Origin of the sequence: Amycolatopsis roodepoortensis, from assembly GCF_024628825.1 — a bacterium.
In the GTDB taxonomy this organism is placed as follows: Bacteria; Actinomycetota; Actinomycetes; order Mycobacteriales; family Pseudonocardiaceae; genus Amycolatopsis; species Amycolatopsis roodepoortensis.
This window is the reverse complement of record NZ_CP102415.1, coordinates 8,425,793-8,443,073: the sequence shown is the minus strand read 5'-3', so window position 1 is coordinate 8,443,073 and position 17,281 is coordinate 8,425,793. Positions and strand designations below refer to the sequence as shown.

The following is a 17,281-nucleotide window of genomic DNA, read 5'->3' as shown; positions in this document are numbered from 1 at the left end:
GCCACTTTCGGGACATCAGACGTCCCGAAAGTGGCTTTCGCGACACACCACACCGGTCACAGCCGCCGCATCGGCTCAGTTCGGCGGCAGGACGCGCCCGCGCACCTCGCCGAACCCGATCCGCGAGCCGTTCGCGCCGGGCGCGGTCCCGGTGATCACGACCTCGTCGCCGTCCAGCAGGAAGGTGCGCTCCTCCCCCTTGACCGTGAGCGGTTCCTTGCCGCCCCAGGACAATTCGAGGAACGCGCCGCGCTGGTTCTTCTCCGGTCCGGAGATCGTGCCGGAGCCGTACAGGTCGCCCGTGCGCGAGGAAGCGCCGTTGACCGTCAGGTGCGCGAGCATCTGAGCGGGCGACCAGTACATCTCGCGGAACGGCGGGCGGCTGACCTCCTCGCCGTTCCATTCGATGACGAGGTCGATGTCGAGGCCCCACGGCTCGCTCTCCCGCAGGTACGGCAGCGGCTCCGGATCCGTCTGGCCGGGCAGCGGGATCCGCGCGGCCTCCAGCGCCAGGATCGGCACCACCCAAGGGGAGATCGACGTCGCGAAGCTCTTGCCGAGGTGCGGGCCCAGCGGGACGTATTCCCAGGCCTGGATGTCGCGGGCGGACCAGTCGTTGAGCAGGACCGCGCCGAAAACGTGGCGGGGGAAGGAATCCGGAGTGATCGGGGTGTTCAGCGGGGTGCCGGTGCCGACGACGAAGCCCATCTCGGCCTCGATGTCCAGCCGCGTGCTCGGCCCGAACACCGGCGCCGCTTCGGCCGGGGCCTTGCGCTGGCCGCTCGGGCGCACGATGTCCGTACCGGAGACCAGGACAGTGCCGGACCGGCCGTGGTAGCCGACCGGGAGATGTTTCCAGTTGGGCAGCAACGGTTCCGCGTCGGGCCGGAAGAGCCTGCCGACGTTCGAGGCGTGGTGCTCGGAGGCGTAGAAGTCGACGTAGTCCGCGACCTCGATCGGCAGGTGGAGGGTCACCCGTTCGATCGCGTGGACCGCGCCGTCGGGGAGCTCGCCGGAGACCAGGCCGCGGATCCGCTCCCGGACCTCCACCCAGCGGTCGTATCCCTGCGCCATGAACGGGTTCAGCGCCGGCGCGGCGAACACGTCGTCGCCGAGCGCCACGGCCAGGTCGAGAACGGAGTCGCCGACGCGCACGCCGACGCGCGGGGAATCGCCGTCGACGGAGAACACGCCGTACGGCAGGTTGTCGATCCCGAACAGCGAGCCTGCGGGGATGTCGATCGTGGTCATGCCTCTCCTCGGGGCGCGTCGAGCAGGCCGAGTCCGGCCAGTTCGGTCAGGGGGTCGGTGATGCTGCAGGTGCCGAACGACGTGAAGGCCGCGCGGAGGGCGGCGACGCGATCCGCGTCCAGCTCCCGGAGCCGCCCGGCGACGACGGCGCCGTCTCGTTCGGCGAGAACGGCTTCGGCGTGGCCATCGGTGAGGACGGCGTCGGTCGCGAGCATCAGGTTGAGGAAGCCGTGCTGTTCGAAGCCGGTCTCCGGATCGGTGTTGCGGAGGGCGTGGTGCAGCCCGGCGGTGGCCTTGAACGGAACACCCGCCCCGACTGCTGCTCGGACAGAGGCGGCGAGCTCCGCTTCGCCGGGGTACAGCTCGGCTCGGACGCCACCGGTACGGAATTTCGCGTGGTGACCCGTGCCGGAAAGGGCGGTCAGCAGCGGGACACGGCGCTCGTCGCGCGGGATCTCGACGAAGACCGGCGCGGTGGCCCGGGAAATCCCGGCGAGCACCTCGTCCGGGCCCATCCCCTCGGGGACGGCGATCTCGAGCGCGTCGAGTTTCACCGGGAGCTTCTCCACGGCGCCGAGCACCCCGTCGAGCTGCTCGGGCCCGCCGGGGAGGGTCACCGAGACCGGCAGCGGGGTCGACCGGTCGCCGAGCACTTCGGCGAGGTCGCCGAGCGCGGTGGCGGCGATGACGAGCGGGCCGACGAGGCCGGCGTACCAGGCATCGAGGTGCTCGTCGTGTGCCGCGACGGCGTCCGGCAGCGGGGCCAGCCCCGGCGGGAACACCGCGGCGTCGTCGCACAGCCCGGCGAAGAGCGCGGGAATCCGTCCGCCGTCCACCATGGTCTCCTCCTCGCCGATTTAGTTCACGCTTTTACTATCCCTGGGCAGGGTAGTCCGGTCGTCCGCGCGACGGGAAGGCCTACTTACGGCTCCGGGTGCCGAACTCGGCGCGGCTCGTGATCAGCTTGCCCAGCAGCATCACCAGGATGCGCTGTTCGGTCTCGGTCAGCGCGTTCGTCCAGCCGAATTCGCGCTCGTTGTGCTCACGGAAGACCGAGACCATCTCCTCGTGCCCCGCCTCGGTCAGCGACAGCCGCACCGAACGGCCGTCGCGCTCGTCCGGGACCCGGTGGAGCATCCCCTCCGCGACCAGCGTCTTGACCAGATTCGACACCGCCGCCCGGCTCATCCCGGTCAGCCGGGCGGCGCTCGTCGGTTCGAGCGGCCCGGCGAGCCAGACCACGAACAGCAGCCGGAACGCCGACCACGACCGGCCGCGCGGCCGGTGCACCGCGGCTTCGAGGTCGTAGGTCACCAGGTCGGAGGCGCGATTGAGGGTCAGCAGCACCTCGGTCGCCAGCTGGTGCCGGAAGCCGTACTCGTGCGCGAGCCGCCGGTTCGCCAGTGCCACGAACGACCAGAAATCGAGCCCGGCCGCGTCCACGTCCTCCATCGGCGAACCCTAACCCGGCTCCGCGAAAATGGTCAAAGTCGAAACTATCTCACCGCGTAACTCGCGTGATTGGAGCCGTAACACGATGTAGCGGCTCCAATCACGCGAGTTACGCCTTCAAGCACGCGAGTTACGCCTTGCTCGCCTGGAGGTTTCTCTACCAAGCACTCTGGATAGTGGAGATTTCTCCATGGCGAGGCGCCCGCCCACCCCTGTTTGCTGGAGCCATGAGCAGAACGGAAGTGCCACCGGGGACCGCCAGGGCCGTCCGCGTGGCCGCAGGGGATCTGGTGCGGGTCATCGACGTCGACGGCGGCCAGGTCGGCGACGTGTTCGCCTTCCGCGACGGCGGCGGGACCGAACTGACCGAGCACCACAGCGCGGCGCACACCCGCGCCGGTGTCGACAGGCTGTTCCCCGCGGTCGGCGAATCGTTCCTGACCGACCTGCGCCGCCCGATCCTGACGCTGATCGAAGACACCTCACCCGGCGAGCACGACATGCTCGTCCCGGCGTGCGACCCGGCCCGCTACGCCGCGCTGGGCGCTCCGGGCCACCGGTCCTGCGCCGCGAACCTGCGTGAGGCGCTGACGAACGAAGGCCTCGGCTTCACGGGCCCGACGCCGCAGCCGATCAACGTCTTCATGCGCGTCCCGGTCGGCGGGGACGGGCGCCTGAACTGGCTGACCGCGAACTCACGGCCCGGCGACGCGGTGACCCTGCGCGCCGAGCTGGACTGCGTCGTCGTGGTCTCCGCCTGCCCGCAGGATCTTGTCCGGATCAGCGACGCCGGACTCTCCCCGCTCGCCATCGAAACCGTCCACAATGGAGGAAACCGGTCATGACGACCACCATCGAACACCCCGCGCTGGCCCCCACCACGCTCGGCGGTCTCGCGCTGCGCAACCGCTACGCCGTCGCCCCCATGTCCCGCGTCTCGGCAAGTCCCGACGGCACCCCGACCGGCGAGATGGCCGACTACTACGCCGAATTCGCCCGCGGCGGCTTCGGGCTGGTGTTCAGCGAAGGCACCTATCCCGACAGCGCGGCCAGCCAGGGCTACCTCAACCAGCCGGGCCTCGCGCGGGACGAACACGTCGCGGGCTGGCGCGTGGTCACCGCCGGTGTGCGCGCGGCGGGCGGCCGGATGATCGCGCAGCTCATGCACGCCGGGGCGATCGCGCAGGGCCACCCGAACACCGTCGCTCCTTCGGCCGTCCAGCCGCGCGGGGAGATGATGCGCGCGTACGGCGGTTCCGGGCCGTGGCCGGTGCCGCGCGAGCTGACCACAGCCGAGATCGACGACGTCGTCGAAGGCTTCGCGGCAGCGGCCGCGCGTGCCCGTCAGGCCGGGTTCGACGGCGTCGAGGTTCACGCGGCGAACGGATACCTCCTCGACCAGTTCCTCACCGACTACACCAACCACCGCACGGACTCCTACGGCGGACCGGTCGCGAACCGGATCCGGCTGACCGCCCGCGTCGTGACCGCCGTCGCCGAGGCCGTGCCCGAGCTGGTGACCGGCGTGCGGCTGTCGCAGACGAAGGTCAACGACTTCACCTACCGCTGGCCCGGCGGCCGCGACGACGCCGAGGTGATCTTCGCCGCGGTCGCCGAAGCGGGCGCGCAGTACCTCCACATCGCCAGCGAGGGCCGGAACTGGCTCGAAACGGCGAAGCTGGCCGACGGCGGCACCATCACCGCGCTCGCCCGGCAGGTCACCGGGCTGCCGGTGATCGCCAACGGCGGGATGCACGACCTCGCCCAGGCGCACGAGGTGCTCACCGGCGGGCACGCGGACCTGCTCTCGCTCGGGCACGGCGCGCTGGCCAACCCCGATCTGCCCGCCCGTGTCGCGGCGGCGCGGCCACTGGCCGAGTTCGATCGCGCGATGGTCTCCCCGACGGTCACGGTGGCGAACGCGCGCCGTTGGCGGGAGAGTCGGCAGGCGTGACGGAACCAAGCTGGCACGGCGGCGCGGCCGCGGTGGCGACCCTGACCTTCGACGTGGACGCGGAATCCCCGATCCTCGCGCGCGGGCGGGGCTACGCCGACCACCTCTCGACCATGTCCCATCAGGCGTACGGGCCCAGGGTCGGGGTGCCGCGCATCCTCGACCTGCTCGACGAACTGGCCGTGCCCGCGACGTTCTTCGTGCCGGGCTGGGTCGCCGAACAGCGGCCCGGCCTCGCCGCCACGATCGTGGAGCGCGGGCACGAGGTGGCCCACCACTCCTACAGCCACCGGCCGCCGACCGCGATGACCGCCGCGGAGCAACGCGCCGATTTCGAACGGGGCATGGCGGTGTTCGCCGCACAGGGCATCGAGATCAGCGGGCATCGCGCGGCGGGCTGGGAGTCCACTTGGGACACTCCGGCGCTGGTCGCCGAACACGGGTTGAGCTACGACTCGTCGCTGATGGCCGACGACCGGCCGTACCTGATCGAAACCGCGGCGGGCCGGATCGCCGAGCTGCCGGTGCACTGGTCGCTCGACGATTGGGAGCAGTACGCGTTCCTTCCCGCACCGCAGGTCGGCTCGGTGATCACGTCCCCGGTGCGGGTGCTGGAGATGTGGCGCGCGGAGCTGGACGCGATGCGCCGCTACCGGTGCCTGTTCAACCTGTGCCTGCACCCGTTCCTTTCGGGCAGGCCGGGACGGCTGGAGGCCGTGCGCTCGCTCATCGAGTTCGGGCTCGGTCTCGGCGACGTCCGGTTCGCCCGGTGCCGTGACGTGGCCGCCGCGGCGCTGGCCGACCCGGCGTTGCCCGCGGAACCCTTGCGGCGCCTCGAAATCGACCCGGCGGTCTACCCGGACTGAGCCGCTTCCAGCGCCAGGAACAGGTCGACCCGGTCGGCGGTCCGCCCGACGTCGCGGCCGGTCAGCTCGGTGACCTTGGCCAGCCGGTTGCGCAAGGTGTTGACGTGCACGTACAGCGCCGCGGCGGTGGCCGCCCACTGGCCGTCGTGGTCGAGGAACGCCCGCAGGGTCGTCTCCAGGTCACCGTCGCGGACGCGGTCGTGCTCGCGCAGCGGACCGAGCAGGGCGTCGGCGAAGGTGTGCCGCCACTGCTCGTCGTGTGATTCCAGGAGCAGGCGATAGCTGCCCAGTTCGGCGAAACTCGCCGCGACCGGGCCACCGCGCCTGCCCCGGAGCACGCGGCAGGCTTCGCGGCTGCGTGACAGCGGCACCCGCAATTCGGCGGCGCCGGGCACGGGATCGGCGAGTCCGACCACCACGCGTCCGCCGGCGAGCCGGTGTGACACCGCCGCCGCCAGCCGCGGCGCGAAGGCGGCGGGCGACTGCCGTCCCGACCGGAACGGCAGTACCGCGACGACGTCCTGGCTGCCCGCCGCCACGACCGCGGGCAGTCCGTCCGCCAGCAGGAAATCCGTCACGGCCTCCGCCATCCCCGCCCGCGTCGCGGCGTCGTCGCCCGCGAACGCCAGCGCGATCACCGCCAGGGGCCCATCCGGGTCGACGCCGAAGGCCCGCAGCCTGCCGGGCACCTCCGCGGCGCGCTGCGCTCCGGACAGGATCATGTCCAGCAGTTCGACGGCGAACCGCATCTCGATCGCCTGCACCGCCTGGTGCCGGGCCACCTCCAGGCTGAGGTAACGGGCGGTCTGCTCCAGCGCGTCCCGCTCCTCGCGCGTCAGGCCGGCCACGGGCCGCAGGCACAGCAGCGCGGCGTCCGCGTCGCCGATCGCGCCCACCGGGAACAACGCCGCCCGCGTCCCCGCACCGAGATCCGCCTCCAACGGCGGCGGATGCCCGGCCAGCGCCTCCGCCGCGGCGCGTGACTGCCCGGCGTCCAGCGCGGCACCGGCGGACGCGAGCTCCCGGCCCATCCGGTCCACGACGGCCAGCGGGAGCTCGTGCTCACGACGGAGGATCGCGAGCACCCCGGCCGCGCCCGCGCCCCGCGACAGCGCCGAGGTCAGCTCGTCGCCCCGGCGCACCATCGACATCAGCGCGTTCTGCCGGTCCGCGGCCTGGATCGCCGCCGCGGCGCGGGTGACCGCCGTGAACGGCACCGCCACCGAGATCTCCAACAGGGGCAATCCGGCTTCCCGGCAGGCCTCGGCGAGTTCCGGAGGAGTGTCGGGTTGCTCCACGCGCAGGCCGAAGATGACGCCCGCCGCTCCGGCGCCGGCCACCCGCGCGACGAAGTCCGCCGGGGCGACGCGGTCCAGCCACAGGCCGTTGGTCAGCACGACCTCGTGCTCGCGCACGTACGGCCCGGGGTCGGGGAGCTCGGTGTTGTGCACCCACAGCACCTGCCCGGTCAGCGCCCCGTCACGGCCGGGGACGACCACCCGCAGTTCGAGAGCCGGGTCGTCGACCAGGGCCGTCAAGGTCAGCATGACTGTGAATATATCCAGCCGGGTACGTCCTTTATGGATGAACGGCCATTTCATCGTTTTGTCATGAGCGCTGATTAGCGTGCTTCGAAGACCCCTTCAGGATTCGAGGAGAACCACTGTGACGGCAGTTTCCCGCACGATCGCCGAGCGCTACACCCTGCTCGAGGAGCTGGGGCGCGACGGGACGGCCGTGCTGTGGCGTGCCGAGGACGGGCCGGACGGCGACCGCGTCGCGATCAAGGAGCTGCGGCTTCCCAACCACGAGCCCGCCCTCGTCGAGCGGCTCCAGCGCGAAGCCCGCGTCACGGTCGATCACCCGTCGGTGGTACCCGTCCACGACGTCGTGGTGACGGACGGGACGGCGTTCCTCGTGATGGGCCCCGTGGAAGGGCGGACTCTGGAGGACATCGCGTCCGCGGGTCCGCTGCCTCCGCGGTTCGTGGCGGACCTCGGCGGACAGGTGCTCGGCGCGCTCACCGCCGCGCACACCGCGGGCGTCGTACACGGGGACGTGCGGCCCTCGAACATCCTGGTGGCTCCCGACGGGACGGTGAAACTGACCGGTTTCGGGATCGCCAAGGCCCTCGACCCGGCAGGCACCCCCGCGTTCCTCGCCCCCGAAACGATCGCGGGGCACGAAGCCACTCCCCATTCCGATCTCTGGTCGCTCGGCGTGACCCTGCTCAGCGCGAGCGAGGGCGGGAACTTCTTCCAGCGGGCGAACGTCGCGGCCACGCTGTACGCCGTCGTCAACGAGCAGCCGCCGTTCAACCGGACGCCCGCGCCGCTCGCGGACGTCCTCCGCGGGCTGCTGGCGAAGGCACCGCAGGCACGCATGCTGCCGGACCAAGCGCTCCCGCTGCTGGCTCAGGCCGCGAGCGGGGTCGAAACCCCCGTGCCGCAGCCGTCTTCTCCCGGGCTCGGCATGCCTTCGATGCCCGCGATCCTGGCAGGCGTGGCGAGCATTCTGTTCGGCTTCTACGTGCTGACCGACGCGATGATGATCCATCAGGCGTACCTGTTCGACGTGTTCTGGCCGCCGATGCTGCTCGCCCGCGTCGGCATCGTCCTGGCGGGCGTGTTCTCGGTCGTGGGTGGCGGTCTCCTGTTCGCCAGCGTCCGCCGCGGGCAGGTCGTGACCGCCGTCGGCGCGGGGCTGACGTTGCTCAGCCTGCTCCTGCTGCAGACGCTGGACGAACGGGAATACCTGGGCCTTCCCCTGTATCCGGGGCTCGCTCTCGATCTCGTCGCGCTCGTCTTCGCCGCCGTGCTGGTCATCGGCGTGTGGCTGGTCCCGGCCAAACGCCCTGCTGTGGGCTGATCCGCTCACAGCAGCGAAACCGGCGGGCGGCCGCGCTCCGGCGGCATGGTCGGGGCATGACCGACAACGAGAAGCAGCCACTGTTCGACCAACGGCTCCGGGAACGGTTCTTCAGCCAGCGTGTGCTGGTCCTCGACGGCGCGCTCGACGACGACAACGGGACGGTCCTCACCACCCAGCTGCTGTCACTCGCGAGCGAGGACCCGCGCAAGGACATCGCGTTGTGGATCCACTCGCCGGGCGGTTCGGTCCCGTCGATGCTGGCCATCCGCGACGTGATGCGGCTCGTGCCGTGCGACGTCGCCACCCTCGCGCTGGGGCTGGCGTGCAGTGCCGGGCAGTTCCTGCTTTCGGCGGGCACCCCGGGCAAACGCTTCGCCCTGCCGCACGCCCGGATCCTCATGCACCAGGGTTCGGCCGGTATCGGCGGTTCGGCCGTCGAGGTGGAGGTGCAGGCGGACGACCTGCGCTACACGCGGGACACGGTGCTCGGCCTCATCGCCGACGACACCGGGCAGCCCATCGACCGGATCTTCGCCGACTCGCTCCACGATCGCTGGTTCACCACCGAGCAGGCGCGCGAATACGGCTTCATCGACCACATCGTCGAGAGCCTCGACCAGGTCGTCCCCGTCCGCACGCACAGACTCGGCCTCGGCACGGAAAGGGGTGCGGGCGCATGAGCTCCTACACCATCCCCAACGTCATCTCCCGCAGCCCCGCCGGCGAGCGGATCATGGACGTCTACTCGCATCTGCTGTCGGAGCGGATCATCTACCTCGGGACCGCGATCGACTCCGGCGTGGCGAACGCCCTGATCACCCAGCTGCTGTACCTGGAGGCGGACAACCCCGAGCAGGAGATCAACCTCTACATCAACACCGAGGGCGGCGACCCGTCGGCGATGCTCGCGTTGTACGACACCATGCGCTTCATCAAGGCGCCGGTGGCCACGACCTGTGTCGGCCAGGCCGTCGCCGCAGGCGCGATCCTGCTGGCCGCGGGTGAAGCGGGGCACCGGTTCGTGCTGCCGCACACCAGGGTGGTGCTGCACCAGCCCGCCGCGCAGGGCCGTGGCACCATCCCGGACCTCATCCTGCAGGCCGACGAGGTCGTGCGGGTGCGGACTCAGCTGGAGGAGATCCTTTCCGCGCACACCGGCCGAGCCGTGTCCGATCTCCGGCACGACACCGACCGGGACCGCGTGTTCGACGCGGCGGGCGCGGTCGCGTACGGGCTCGCGGACCGCGTTCTCGACGAGCGTGCTTAGGCGGTGTTCATAAGCCGAGGTTCGCGGTCTTTCGCGGTCACTTGCAGCACGAAGCCCATCGAACAGGCTTATTGACGGGTAAGGCGAAGGTGGCGTGGTCGGCACTTCCGCGGGGCACGTTCCGCTCGAAGCGGCGCCCCGGTGCTGATGTCGCGAAAGCCACTTTCGAGACACCAGACGTCCCGAAAGTGGCTTTCGCGACACATCCGACAGCGCTGAGACCTCCGGCCTCAATCCCCCATCGACGTTGCGCTGCCTTCGGCTTACCCCTCGATATGGAACACGCTCAAGCGGCCATGAGCACGGGCCCTCGCGGGCGGCGGCCGACCGCGAGCCCCGTGCTGCCGCCCCGGCTGATCGTGCCCGCGATACCGAAGAGCAGATCCGCCAGGTCGAGCCCGAGCGCGCCGGTGACCGCGGCGATCATCTCGCTGGACGGCTCCTTGCGGCCGCGTTCGATCTCGGAGAGGTACTGCGGCGAGATCCCGGCGCGTTCGGCGACGTCGACGAGGCGGCCGCCCTGTTCCTCCCGCGCGGCGCGCAGGCTCTTGCCCAGCACGTCGCGCCACAGCGGCTCCGGTTCGGGACGCTTCTGGTGGAAAGGGAGGATGTCCGCCATACGCTCATCGTGACATTCCGCCGGGGCGCGCGTGCTCCGTTCCGCTCAAGGCGAAACGGAGCCACGGAACGCGCGCCGGTACGCGCCCGGCGTCGTGCCGACCTGATCACGGAAACGGCGGCGGAGGTTCACGGCCGACGTCAGCCCGACGCGGGTCGCGATCACCTCCACCGGTAAGCCGGTCTCCTCCAGCAGGGTGCGCGCCTCGGTCACGCGCCGCGTCAGCAACCAGGCGCCCGGCGTGGTGCCGAGCTGATCGGCGAAGCGCCGGGCGAGCGTGCGGGGCGAGACGTTGAGGTGCGCGGCCAGATCGCCCACCGACAACGGTGTCCCGAGGCGCTCACCCGCCCATTCGAGGAGACCGTCCAGCTCGTCGCCGGGCGGCGGGGCCGGGACGAACTGCGCCTGACCGCCGTCCCGGTGCGGCGGCATCACCATGTGCCGGGCGACGAGGGCTGCGTGCGCGGCCCCGTGGTCGCGCCGGACCAGGTGCAGGCAGAGATCGATTCCCGCGCCCGCCCCGGCGCTCGTGGCGACGTCGCCGTGGTCCACGTAGAGCACGTCCGGTTCCACGCGAATCCGGGGGAATTCCTCCTGCAGCTGGGAAGCACGCGCCCAATGCGTGGTCGCCGTCCTGCCGTCCAGCAGCCCGGTGCGGGCCAGCGCGAAGACACCCGTGCAGATCGTGACGAGCCGCGCTCCCCTGGCGTGCGCGCGCAGGAGCGCCCGGCGCACCGGGGCCGAGAGCGGCGCCTCCGCCGGCGACCAGCCGGGGATGAGCACCGTGTCGGCGTCCGCCAGCGCGGACAGGCCTTTGGTCACGGAGATCGCGTACCCGGCCGTGGTCGGCACCTGGCCGGGTTTCTCCGTGCAGACGTCGAATTCGTAGTACCGCGGCACTCCGGCGCGCTCCGTGCCGAAGACCTCGGCGGCGATCCCGAGCTCGAAGGTCGACTGCACCGGCCGTACCAGTGCCCTCACGCGATGCATGGCAGAAAAATACCCTATGGTGTCTTACCTGACACTGTCCGGCCGCGAGGCGGCCACGGCACCATGAGGTCATGCACTCCGAGATCCTCGCCCAAGAGGGCTACACTTCCGTCCCTGTCAAGGAATCCCCCGTTCGCGAGCTGTTCCCCGGGATCCGGCTGCGTCCACTGTGGACGGGAGCGGACGGCGCGCAGGCCAACGTGCTGGAAATGGACCCCGGCTCCTCGTGGCCGCATCGCGACGTCCACGAACCGGGCCCCGAAGAGGTGTTCGTCGTCTCCGGCACGTTCAACGACGGAGCGCGCGACTATCCGGCGGGGACCTTCCTGCACGCTCCGGCCGGTTCGTGGCACGTGCCCGCGTCGGCGACCGGATGCACGCTCTTCGTCTTCTATCCCGAGGGCTGAGCCGCCAGGAACGCCAGAATCCGTTGCCAGGTCAGGGCCGCCGCGTCCTCGTCGTGGTCGGGCAGGCTGCTGTCGGTGTAGAAGTGGCCCGCTCCGGGGTAGGTGAACACCCGCGCGTCGGCGCCGGAGCGGGCCGCCGCGGCGAGCCAGCCGGGAAGCGCGGCCGGTGGCGCGAAATCGTCCGGGTCGGCCGCGTGGAGCTGGATCGGCAGCCCCTCGCGGACTTTCGCGGGCAGGTCGGCGATGGCGTGGAGCAAGAGCACGCCGACGGTGTCTGGCCGGTGCGGGAGCAGGCCCGCGGCCACCACCGCGCCCATCGACATCCCGGCCAGCACGGTGTCCTCGGGCAGCTTCCGGGCGGCGTCGAGCGCGCGGGTGGCGACGGTGGACCATCCGATCCGGTCCTTCAGCGCGAATCCGTCCTCGAGCGTGGTCGCGGTCTCGCCACCGTAGAGGTCGGGAGTGGTGACCTCGTGCCCGGCGGCGCGCAGGCGGTCCGCCGCGGCCAGCTCGGCAGGCCGTAACCCCAGGACCGAGTGGAAGAGGACGACGTTGGTCATCCGACGACCGACAATCCGCTTTCGGCCGCGAGGATCCCCGCGACCGAGACGGCCTGCTCGCCGGTGATCTTCGCGCCGCGCAGGGTCAGCAGACCGCGGACATCGGACAGGCGCGAACCGCGGAGATCGCAGTCCAGCGCGGAGACGGCAGCGAATTCCGTTCCGGCGAACTCACAGTCCACAAAGGTCAGCCGGGACAGGTCGCCGGAGAACACCATTTCCCGGAAAGAACATCCGGAGAAGACGGCCGGACCCTTCGCGCGCTCGACCGTCACCGACGCGTAGTCGAACCGCCCGTTCTCGACGTACAGATCGGTCGCGGAGGTGATCGCCACCCCGAGCCCGATCGCGCGGCAGCGAAGGATTTCGACCCGGCGGGCAGACAGTTCGCGGATCGCCGCGTTGGACAGGTCGACGCCTTCGAAGGTCACGTCCGAGAGCGTCAGCCTGTCGAGCCGGGAGTTCGCCAGGCTCACGTCCGAGACGACTGAACGCGCGATCTCGCCGCCACCGCGGACCCCGCTCTGGTCACCGCCGTCGAGGCGGACCGAGTCGAAGTCGAAATCGCCCCGGAACACGGCGGGTTCGCTTTCGAGGTCGTCGCGCTCGACCGAAGGGCGCCGCACCTTGATGCCGTCGAAATCCCGGAAGTCCATGATCCGGACCGTACCCCAGGGGCTCGCGCGTGAAGGCTGCCTTCACGCGCGAGCAAGCCCGCAGGGTCAGTCCCCGACGCCCTTCACGGCGTCCTTGATCTTCTCGCCTGCCTGCTTGACGTTGGCCTTGCCCTGCTCGGCCTTGCCTTCGGCCTGCCACTGCTCGTTGTCCGTGGCGTTACCGGCGGCTTCCTTCGCCTTGCCCTTGAGCTCGTCGATCTTGTTCTCGGCTTTGTCGTTCATCAGGGCCTCCCTTTCGTTGTCCGCTGCCTCCGGATACCCGCCGGCGGGCCAGGGAAACGACGTTTTCGCTGTGGCCCTCATCTCTCCCCACCCGTGTGGCCGCACGGGTACACCGTCTGCGCGACGACGGCCTCACAGGCCGGGCAGTTGTTCACCGGCCGCTCGCGGCGGCCCCAGTACGCATGGGTCGCCCCGCAGAGCGCCGTGACCGGCTCGCCGAGGCCGGGGTCCGGGTTGCAGACAGGACAGTAGGCGTGGGCCGCCCGTTCGATTCCGGCCGTCATCCGCCACCTCCGGGTGTGGTCGTTCCCCCTTCACGGTACGGCGCTCCCCGCACCGTCCCCCGATCGTGGATCGCCGTGGCCCTGAATGGCCGATGTGCCGTTACGCCACCGGTTCTATCGTTCGGACGCATGGCAAGCGACTTGCAGCGACGCAAGATTTCGGGCGTCTTCGCCGCGATGGACGTCGACGGCGACGGTTTTCTCCAGGAGCGGGACTTCCAGGCGCTGGCCGACCGCTGGGCGCGGCGGCGCGGCCCGGGTGACGAGCGGCGCCTGACCGGCATCATGCTCAGCTGGTGGACGACGCTGCTGGCCGCGTCGGATCTCGACCGGGACGACAAGGTCACCCTGGACGAGGTCCTGCTGGTGGTCGACAAGCTCCCGGACACGCCCGAGGCCGTGACCGCGACGGCCGACGCGATGTTCGAAGCGATCGACGAGAACGGCGACGGGCTGATCTCCGCGGCGGAGTACCGCCAGCTGATCGAGGTCTGGAACGGCCGCCCCACCGACACCGACGCCACCTTCCCGCTGCTCGACTCCGACGGTGACGGAATGCTGTCCCGTGACGAGTTCGCCGCGCTGTGGCTGGAGTTCTGGGCGGGCGACGACGCGAAGGCCCCGGGCACCCTGGTCTTCGGTCCGCTGGCCGCCTGACGGCTTTCGGGCGGACCCGGTGGCCATACGGGCCAGACCCCGGCCTCCACCGCGTCGCGGACGTCCCGGCCGCTCAGGATGTCAGGCGTGGACGAGGTGGCCGAGCGGATCCTGGAGCGTGTCACCGGCGAGGGCGCGCCCTGCGTCTGGGTGACCGGGCCGGCGGGCGTCGGCCGGACCACGCTGCTCGCGCGGCTGTCCGAGCGGCTTTCCGCGTCAGGGCAAGAGGTTTCGACCGTACGCTTCACGCAGGACGGCGATCTCGCGCCCGGCGGCGATCCGTGGCCTCCCGTCACCGGCGACGGGCACGTGCTGCTGCTCGACGACACCCAGTGGATGCGAAACGACGACCTCGCCGTCCTGGCGGCGTTGATCCGCCGCTCGTCGCACAGGCTGGTCTGCGCCACGCGGACCCCGGTCCGTGACGCGGCCGAGAGGCTCGCCGTCGTGCGGCGGCTGCGTGCCGAAGGCCTGGTGGAACCGGTGCGGCTGCCGCCGTTGACGGCCGCGGAGATCACGCGGCCGGTCGTCGATGCGCTGGGCGCCGTTCCGAGCGACCTGCTCCGGGACCGGCTGCACGAACTCAGCCGGGGAGTGCTCGCCGCGTTGCGCCAGGCGCTGGACCTGCTGCGCGCGCAGGGCGCGATCCGGATCGTCGACCGGCGCGCCTACCTCGTGCCCGGCACGCTGGTGCCGCTGCGATCCATGCAGCTGGCCCCGGAGCGGCTCGCGGTCGCGAAGGCCGCCGCGATGCTGCATCCGCTCGGTGCGGCGATGCCGTCGCTGATCAGCGAGGTCCTCGCGCAGGATCCCGCGGAAACGCTCGCGATACTGGAAACCCTGCGAGCGGACGGGATTCTGCACCGCGGCCGGGGCTGGCGGTTCACCGTGCCGGTGGTGGCGTACGCGCTGATCGCCGAACTCGGGCCCTTCGAACGCCGGCGTATCTCCGCGGCCGCCGTCACCGCGTTGTGGAACGGGACCGCGCACACGTCCGCCCCGTACTACCTTCCCGACCGGATCGCCGAGGCAGGCAAGCTCATCGACCCGCGCCGCGCCCTCGCCGAACTGCTCGACAGCGCGGCATTCCTGCCCGACGACCAGACCACCCGCGGCGCGCGATGGTTGCGTGCCGCGGTCGAGCTGACCGAGGACCGGCCGCAGCGGGCGAGGGTGACCCTGCTCCACACCATGTGGTGTCACCTGAACGGCGACCACGAACAGAGTCTCGCGGGGACGCGGCGGCTGCTGGAGGAATTCCCCGACCGGCTGTCCGCCGACGCCGCGCAGGAAGCCCAGTCGATCGCCGTCTGCGCGCTGCACAACTCCGGCAACACGGCCGAGCTGGCGAGGATCGCCACGAACCCGCCGGACTGGTCGGTGGCCTCGAGCGCGATCGCGCTGAGCCTGCTGGACCGCTGGGCGGAAGCGGCCGAACTGCTGGCGGAGAACGATTCCTGGCGGACCGGATCGACGGTTTCCGCGATGCTGGGCGAACTCTTCGGCAGTCTGGCCGAGCTCTGGGCAGGCCGCTCGGCGAGGTTCGGCGCGAACCTGACCGAACGCGAACGGTGGCCGCTGAGGACGGCGCGGCGGCACCGGAACGACCAGATCACCTCGTACGTCACCGCGTTGCTGGTGCTGGGCGAACGAGCACGCGCGGAGAAACTGCTCGCCGACGAGGACTTCCCCGAAACCGGGCTGCGCGACAGCGAACGTTCGATGCTCGCGGTCATGCGGGGCCTGCCCGCCCGCGCCATCGACTTCGCCCACCGCAGCGTGGCCGACCGTTCGCGGCGCGGGTACGACACCGGCTCGGCCGCGATGCACCTGTCGACCGTCTCGGTCCTGCTGTCACAGGGACGGTTCACCGCGGCACGGGAACTGCTGACCGCCGCGCGCGCCACGGCGCCGATGCTGGCGCATCTGCTCGACATCGCCGAAGCCCGGGTCGACATGGCGCTCGGCGAGACCGACCGGGCCGCCAAACGCCTGCACGCGGCCACCTGCGGACTCGCCGTCGGCACGGACATCGCCTGGGCCGATCTCGCCGAACTCGCGTTGCGGAAGAACGACCGCGCCGCGGCCAGGAAGGCGCTCGACGCGCTGGAAGAACTCGCTTCCGCGATGCCGACCGGGCGGGTGCTGCTGCATCGCCACCTGGTCCGCGCCTGCCTCGGACAGGAGCCGGACGACGAGTGCCTGTGGCTGGCCAGGGAACGCGATCAGCCGTTCGAACGCGCCATCGCGGCCGAACGCCTGGTACGGCACCACGCGACGGATCCCAAGGTGCTCGTCGAGGTCTACGAGACGCTCGGTTCGCTCGACGCGCTGCTGTACCGCGCGCGGTTGCGGAATCTCATGCGGGACAACGGGATCACTCCCCCCGGTGACCCCGAGGCGACGGTCGCCGAGAACGAGCACCTGCTGGCACTGCTGGCGGGCGAAGGGCTGACGAACGAGCAGCTGGCGAAGACCCTGCAGACCAGCCGCAAGAGTGTGGACGGACGGCTGAGCCTGCTCTTCACCCGGACCGGTTACCGCTCCCGGATCGAACTGGCCACGGCCCTGTTGAACGGCCGATACGCCTCGTGAAGGCGCCGGACGTCCGGGTCGCCGTCTACGCGGCGGACCCCGTGACCAGCGCGGGCCTCGTCGGCATCCTTTCGCAGGACATGACGATCGCGGTGGTCGCCGGCCAGGACGCCGACGTGCTGGTGGCCGCCGAGGACCCGGCCGGGAAGGACCTGCCCGTGCTCCGGCGGGCGGTGAGCGAACTGGGCGTCCTGCCCGGGATCCTCATCGCCGGACCGCTCCCGCCGTCCGGCCACCGCTGGGCCGCGGACGCCGGCGTGCGCTGCGTCCTGCCGCATCGGGCGGCCCACCCGGACCGGCTGATCGCCGAGGTCACGGCCGCGCGGTCGGCGCCGACGGCCTCCGCCGACCGGCTGGCCGCCGGATACGGCGCACTGGCCGAAGGCCCGGCGCCGTTCCACCAGCGCGAGATCGACGTGCTCCGGCTGATCGCGGAGGGCAAGGACACCGCGGAGATCGGTGCCGCGATGGGCTACTCCCAGCGCACCATCAAGAACATCCTGCACCACGCGCAGCGGCGGCTGGCCCTGCGGAACCGCGCCGAAGCGGTGGCCGAAGCCATCCGGGCCGGCCTGATCTGAGAGTTACGCCTTCAACCACGCGAGTTGC

At 71.2% G+C, this 17,281-nt stretch carries 20 protein-coding genes; 10 read left to right on the top strand and 10 right to left on the bottom strand.

The annotated features are described in order from the left end of the window. Nucleotides 1-75 precede the first annotated feature (75 nt). From fahA to NQK81_RS40615, 3 genes are all read right to left on the bottom strand, one after another. Complete coding sequence (gene fahA / locus NQK81_RS40625) at nt 76-1,251, bottom strand: fumarylacetoacetase (RefSeq protein ID WP_257485727.1); 1,176 nt, start codon at nt 1,249-1,251, stop codon at nt 76-78. Then, complete coding sequence (locus tag NQK81_RS40620; protein WP_257485726.1) at nt 1,248-2,090, bottom strand: hypothetical protein; 843 nt, start codon at nt 2,088-2,090, stop codon at nt 1,248-1,250. Before NQK81_RS40620 ends, fahA begins: the two co-directional genes overlap by 4 nt. Nucleotides 2,091-2,169: 79 nt before the next feature. Then, a complete protein-coding gene (locus NQK81_RS40615; protein WP_257485725.1) occupies nt 2,170-2,703 on the bottom strand; it encodes a MarR family winged helix-turn-helix transcriptional regulator in 534 nt (177 codons plus the stop codon). Nucleotides 2,704-2,930: 227 nt separating this feature from the next. Here NQK81_RS40615 and NQK81_RS40610 point away from each other — a divergent pair, with 227 nt between their 5' ends. The 3 genes from NQK81_RS40610 to NQK81_RS40600 are packed head-to-tail and all read left to right on the top strand — an operon-like array spanning nt 2,931 to nt 5,523. Further along, nucleotides 2,931-3,548, top strand: coding sequence for a DUF1989 domain-containing protein (locus tag NQK81_RS40610; RefSeq protein WP_257485724.1), 618 nt, complete (start codon nt 2,931-2,933; stop codon nt 3,546-3,548). Further along, nucleotides 3,545-4,657, top strand: a complete 1,113-nt coding sequence (locus NQK81_RS40605; RefSeq protein WP_257485723.1) for an oxidoreductase — start codon at nt 3,545-3,547, stop codon at nt 4,655-4,657. The genes NQK81_RS40610 and NQK81_RS40605 overlap by 4 nt, the downstream gene beginning before the upstream one ends. Then, nucleotides 4,654-5,523 (top strand): polysaccharide deacetylase family protein, encoded by an 870-nt coding sequence (locus NQK81_RS40600; RefSeq protein ID WP_257485722.1) that lies wholly within the window; start codon nt 4,654-4,656, stop codon nt 5,521-5,523. Before NQK81_RS40605 ends, NQK81_RS40600 begins: the two co-directional genes overlap by 4 nt. Here the strand turns inward: NQK81_RS40600 and NQK81_RS40595 are convergent. Continuing rightward, entirely contained in the window at nt 5,511-7,070 is a 1,560-nt protein-coding gene (locus NQK81_RS40595; protein ID WP_257485721.1) for a helix-turn-helix domain-containing protein, read from the bottom strand. The two genes, NQK81_RS40600 and NQK81_RS40595, sit on opposite strands and share 13 nt — an antisense overlap. Before the next feature lie 118 nt (nt 7,071-7,188). On the opposite strand from NQK81_RS40595, the gene NQK81_RS40590 reads away from it, so the two are divergent. The 3 genes from NQK81_RS40590 to NQK81_RS40580 are packed head-to-tail and all read left to right on the top strand — an operon-like array spanning nt 7,189 to nt 9,661. Next, entirely contained in the window at nt 7,189-8,391 is a 1,203-nt protein-coding gene (locus tag NQK81_RS40590) for a serine/threonine-protein kinase (protein ID WP_257485720.1), read from the top strand. 56 nt (nt 8,392-8,447) lie between these two features. Beyond that, the gene (locus tag NQK81_RS40585) at nt 8,448-9,074 is read left to right on the top strand and encodes a ClpP family protease (protein ID WP_126734193.1); all 627 of its coding nucleotides are present in this window, start codon (nt 8,448-8,450) and stop codon (nt 9,072-9,074) included. After that, on the top strand, nt 9,071-9,661 hold the full coding sequence (locus tag NQK81_RS40580) for a ClpP family protease (RefSeq protein ID WP_126734194.1): 591 nt from the start codon (nt 9,071-9,073) through the stop codon (nt 9,659-9,661). Before NQK81_RS40585 ends, NQK81_RS40580 begins: the two co-directional genes overlap by 4 nt. A gap of 286 nt (nt 9,662-9,947) precedes the next feature. On the opposite strand, the gene NQK81_RS40575 is transcribed toward NQK81_RS40580, so the two are convergent. Further along, entirely contained in the window at nt 9,948-10,280 is a 333-nt protein-coding gene (locus tag NQK81_RS40575) for a helix-turn-helix domain-containing protein (RefSeq protein WP_126734195.1), read from the bottom strand. 45 nt (nt 10,281-10,325) lie between these two features. After that, the gene (locus NQK81_RS40570; RefSeq protein ID WP_257485719.1) at nt 10,326-11,270 is read right to left on the bottom strand and encodes a GlxA family transcriptional regulator; all 945 of its coding nucleotides are present in this window, start codon (nt 11,268-11,270) and stop codon (nt 10,326-10,328) included. Between the two features lie 71 nt (nt 11,271-11,341). Between NQK81_RS40570 and NQK81_RS40565 the strand changes: the two genes are divergently transcribed. Continuing rightward, nucleotides 11,342-11,677, top strand: coding sequence for a cupin domain-containing protein (locus tag NQK81_RS40565; protein WP_257485718.1), 336 nt, complete (start codon nt 11,342-11,344; stop codon nt 11,675-11,677). On the opposite strand, the gene NQK81_RS40560 is transcribed toward NQK81_RS40565, so the two are convergent. From NQK81_RS40560 to NQK81_RS40545, 4 genes are all read right to left on the bottom strand, one after another. After that, nucleotides 11,662-12,237, bottom strand: a complete 576-nt coding sequence (locus NQK81_RS40560) for a dienelactone hydrolase family protein (RefSeq protein WP_257485717.1) — start codon at nt 12,235-12,237, stop codon at nt 11,662-11,664. The two genes, NQK81_RS40565 and NQK81_RS40560, sit on opposite strands and share 16 nt — an antisense overlap. Next, complete coding sequence (locus NQK81_RS40555) at nt 12,234-12,893, bottom strand: pentapeptide repeat-containing protein (RefSeq protein WP_257485716.1); 660 nt, start codon at nt 12,891-12,893, stop codon at nt 12,234-12,236. Before NQK81_RS40555 ends, NQK81_RS40560 begins: the two co-directional genes overlap by 4 nt. Before the next feature lie 66 nt (nt 12,894-12,959). Then, the gene (locus NQK81_RS40550; protein WP_126734200.1) at nt 12,960-13,136 is read right to left on the bottom strand and encodes a CsbD family protein; all 177 of its coding nucleotides are present in this window, start codon (nt 13,134-13,136) and stop codon (nt 12,960-12,962) included. Nucleotides 13,137-13,213: 77 nt separating this feature from the next. After that, nucleotides 13,214-13,420, bottom strand: a complete 207-nt coding sequence (locus NQK81_RS40545) for a hypothetical protein (RefSeq protein ID WP_257485715.1) — start codon at nt 13,418-13,420, stop codon at nt 13,214-13,216. 129 nt (nt 13,421-13,549) lie between these two features. Here NQK81_RS40545 and NQK81_RS40540 point away from each other — a divergent pair, with 129 nt between their 5' ends. The 3 genes from NQK81_RS40540 to NQK81_RS40530 all read left to right on the top strand — a co-directional run bounded on the left by NQK81_RS40540 (nt 13,550) and on the right by NQK81_RS40530 (nt 17,253). Beyond that, a complete protein-coding gene (locus tag NQK81_RS40540) occupies nt 13,550-14,077 on the top strand; it encodes an EF-hand domain-containing protein (protein ID WP_185927183.1) in 528 nt (175 codons plus the stop codon). A gap of 78 nt (nt 14,078-14,155) precedes the next feature. Further along, a complete protein-coding gene (locus NQK81_RS40535; protein WP_257485714.1) occupies nt 14,156-16,672 on the top strand; it encodes an ATP-binding protein in 2,517 nt (838 codons plus the stop codon). Then, nucleotides 16,669-17,253, top strand: a complete 585-nt coding sequence (locus NQK81_RS40530) for a helix-turn-helix transcriptional regulator (RefSeq protein ID WP_257485713.1) — start codon at nt 16,669-16,671, stop codon at nt 17,251-17,253. The genes NQK81_RS40535 and NQK81_RS40530 overlap by 4 nt, the downstream gene beginning before the upstream one ends. Nucleotides 17,254-17,281 lie beyond the last annotated feature (28 nt).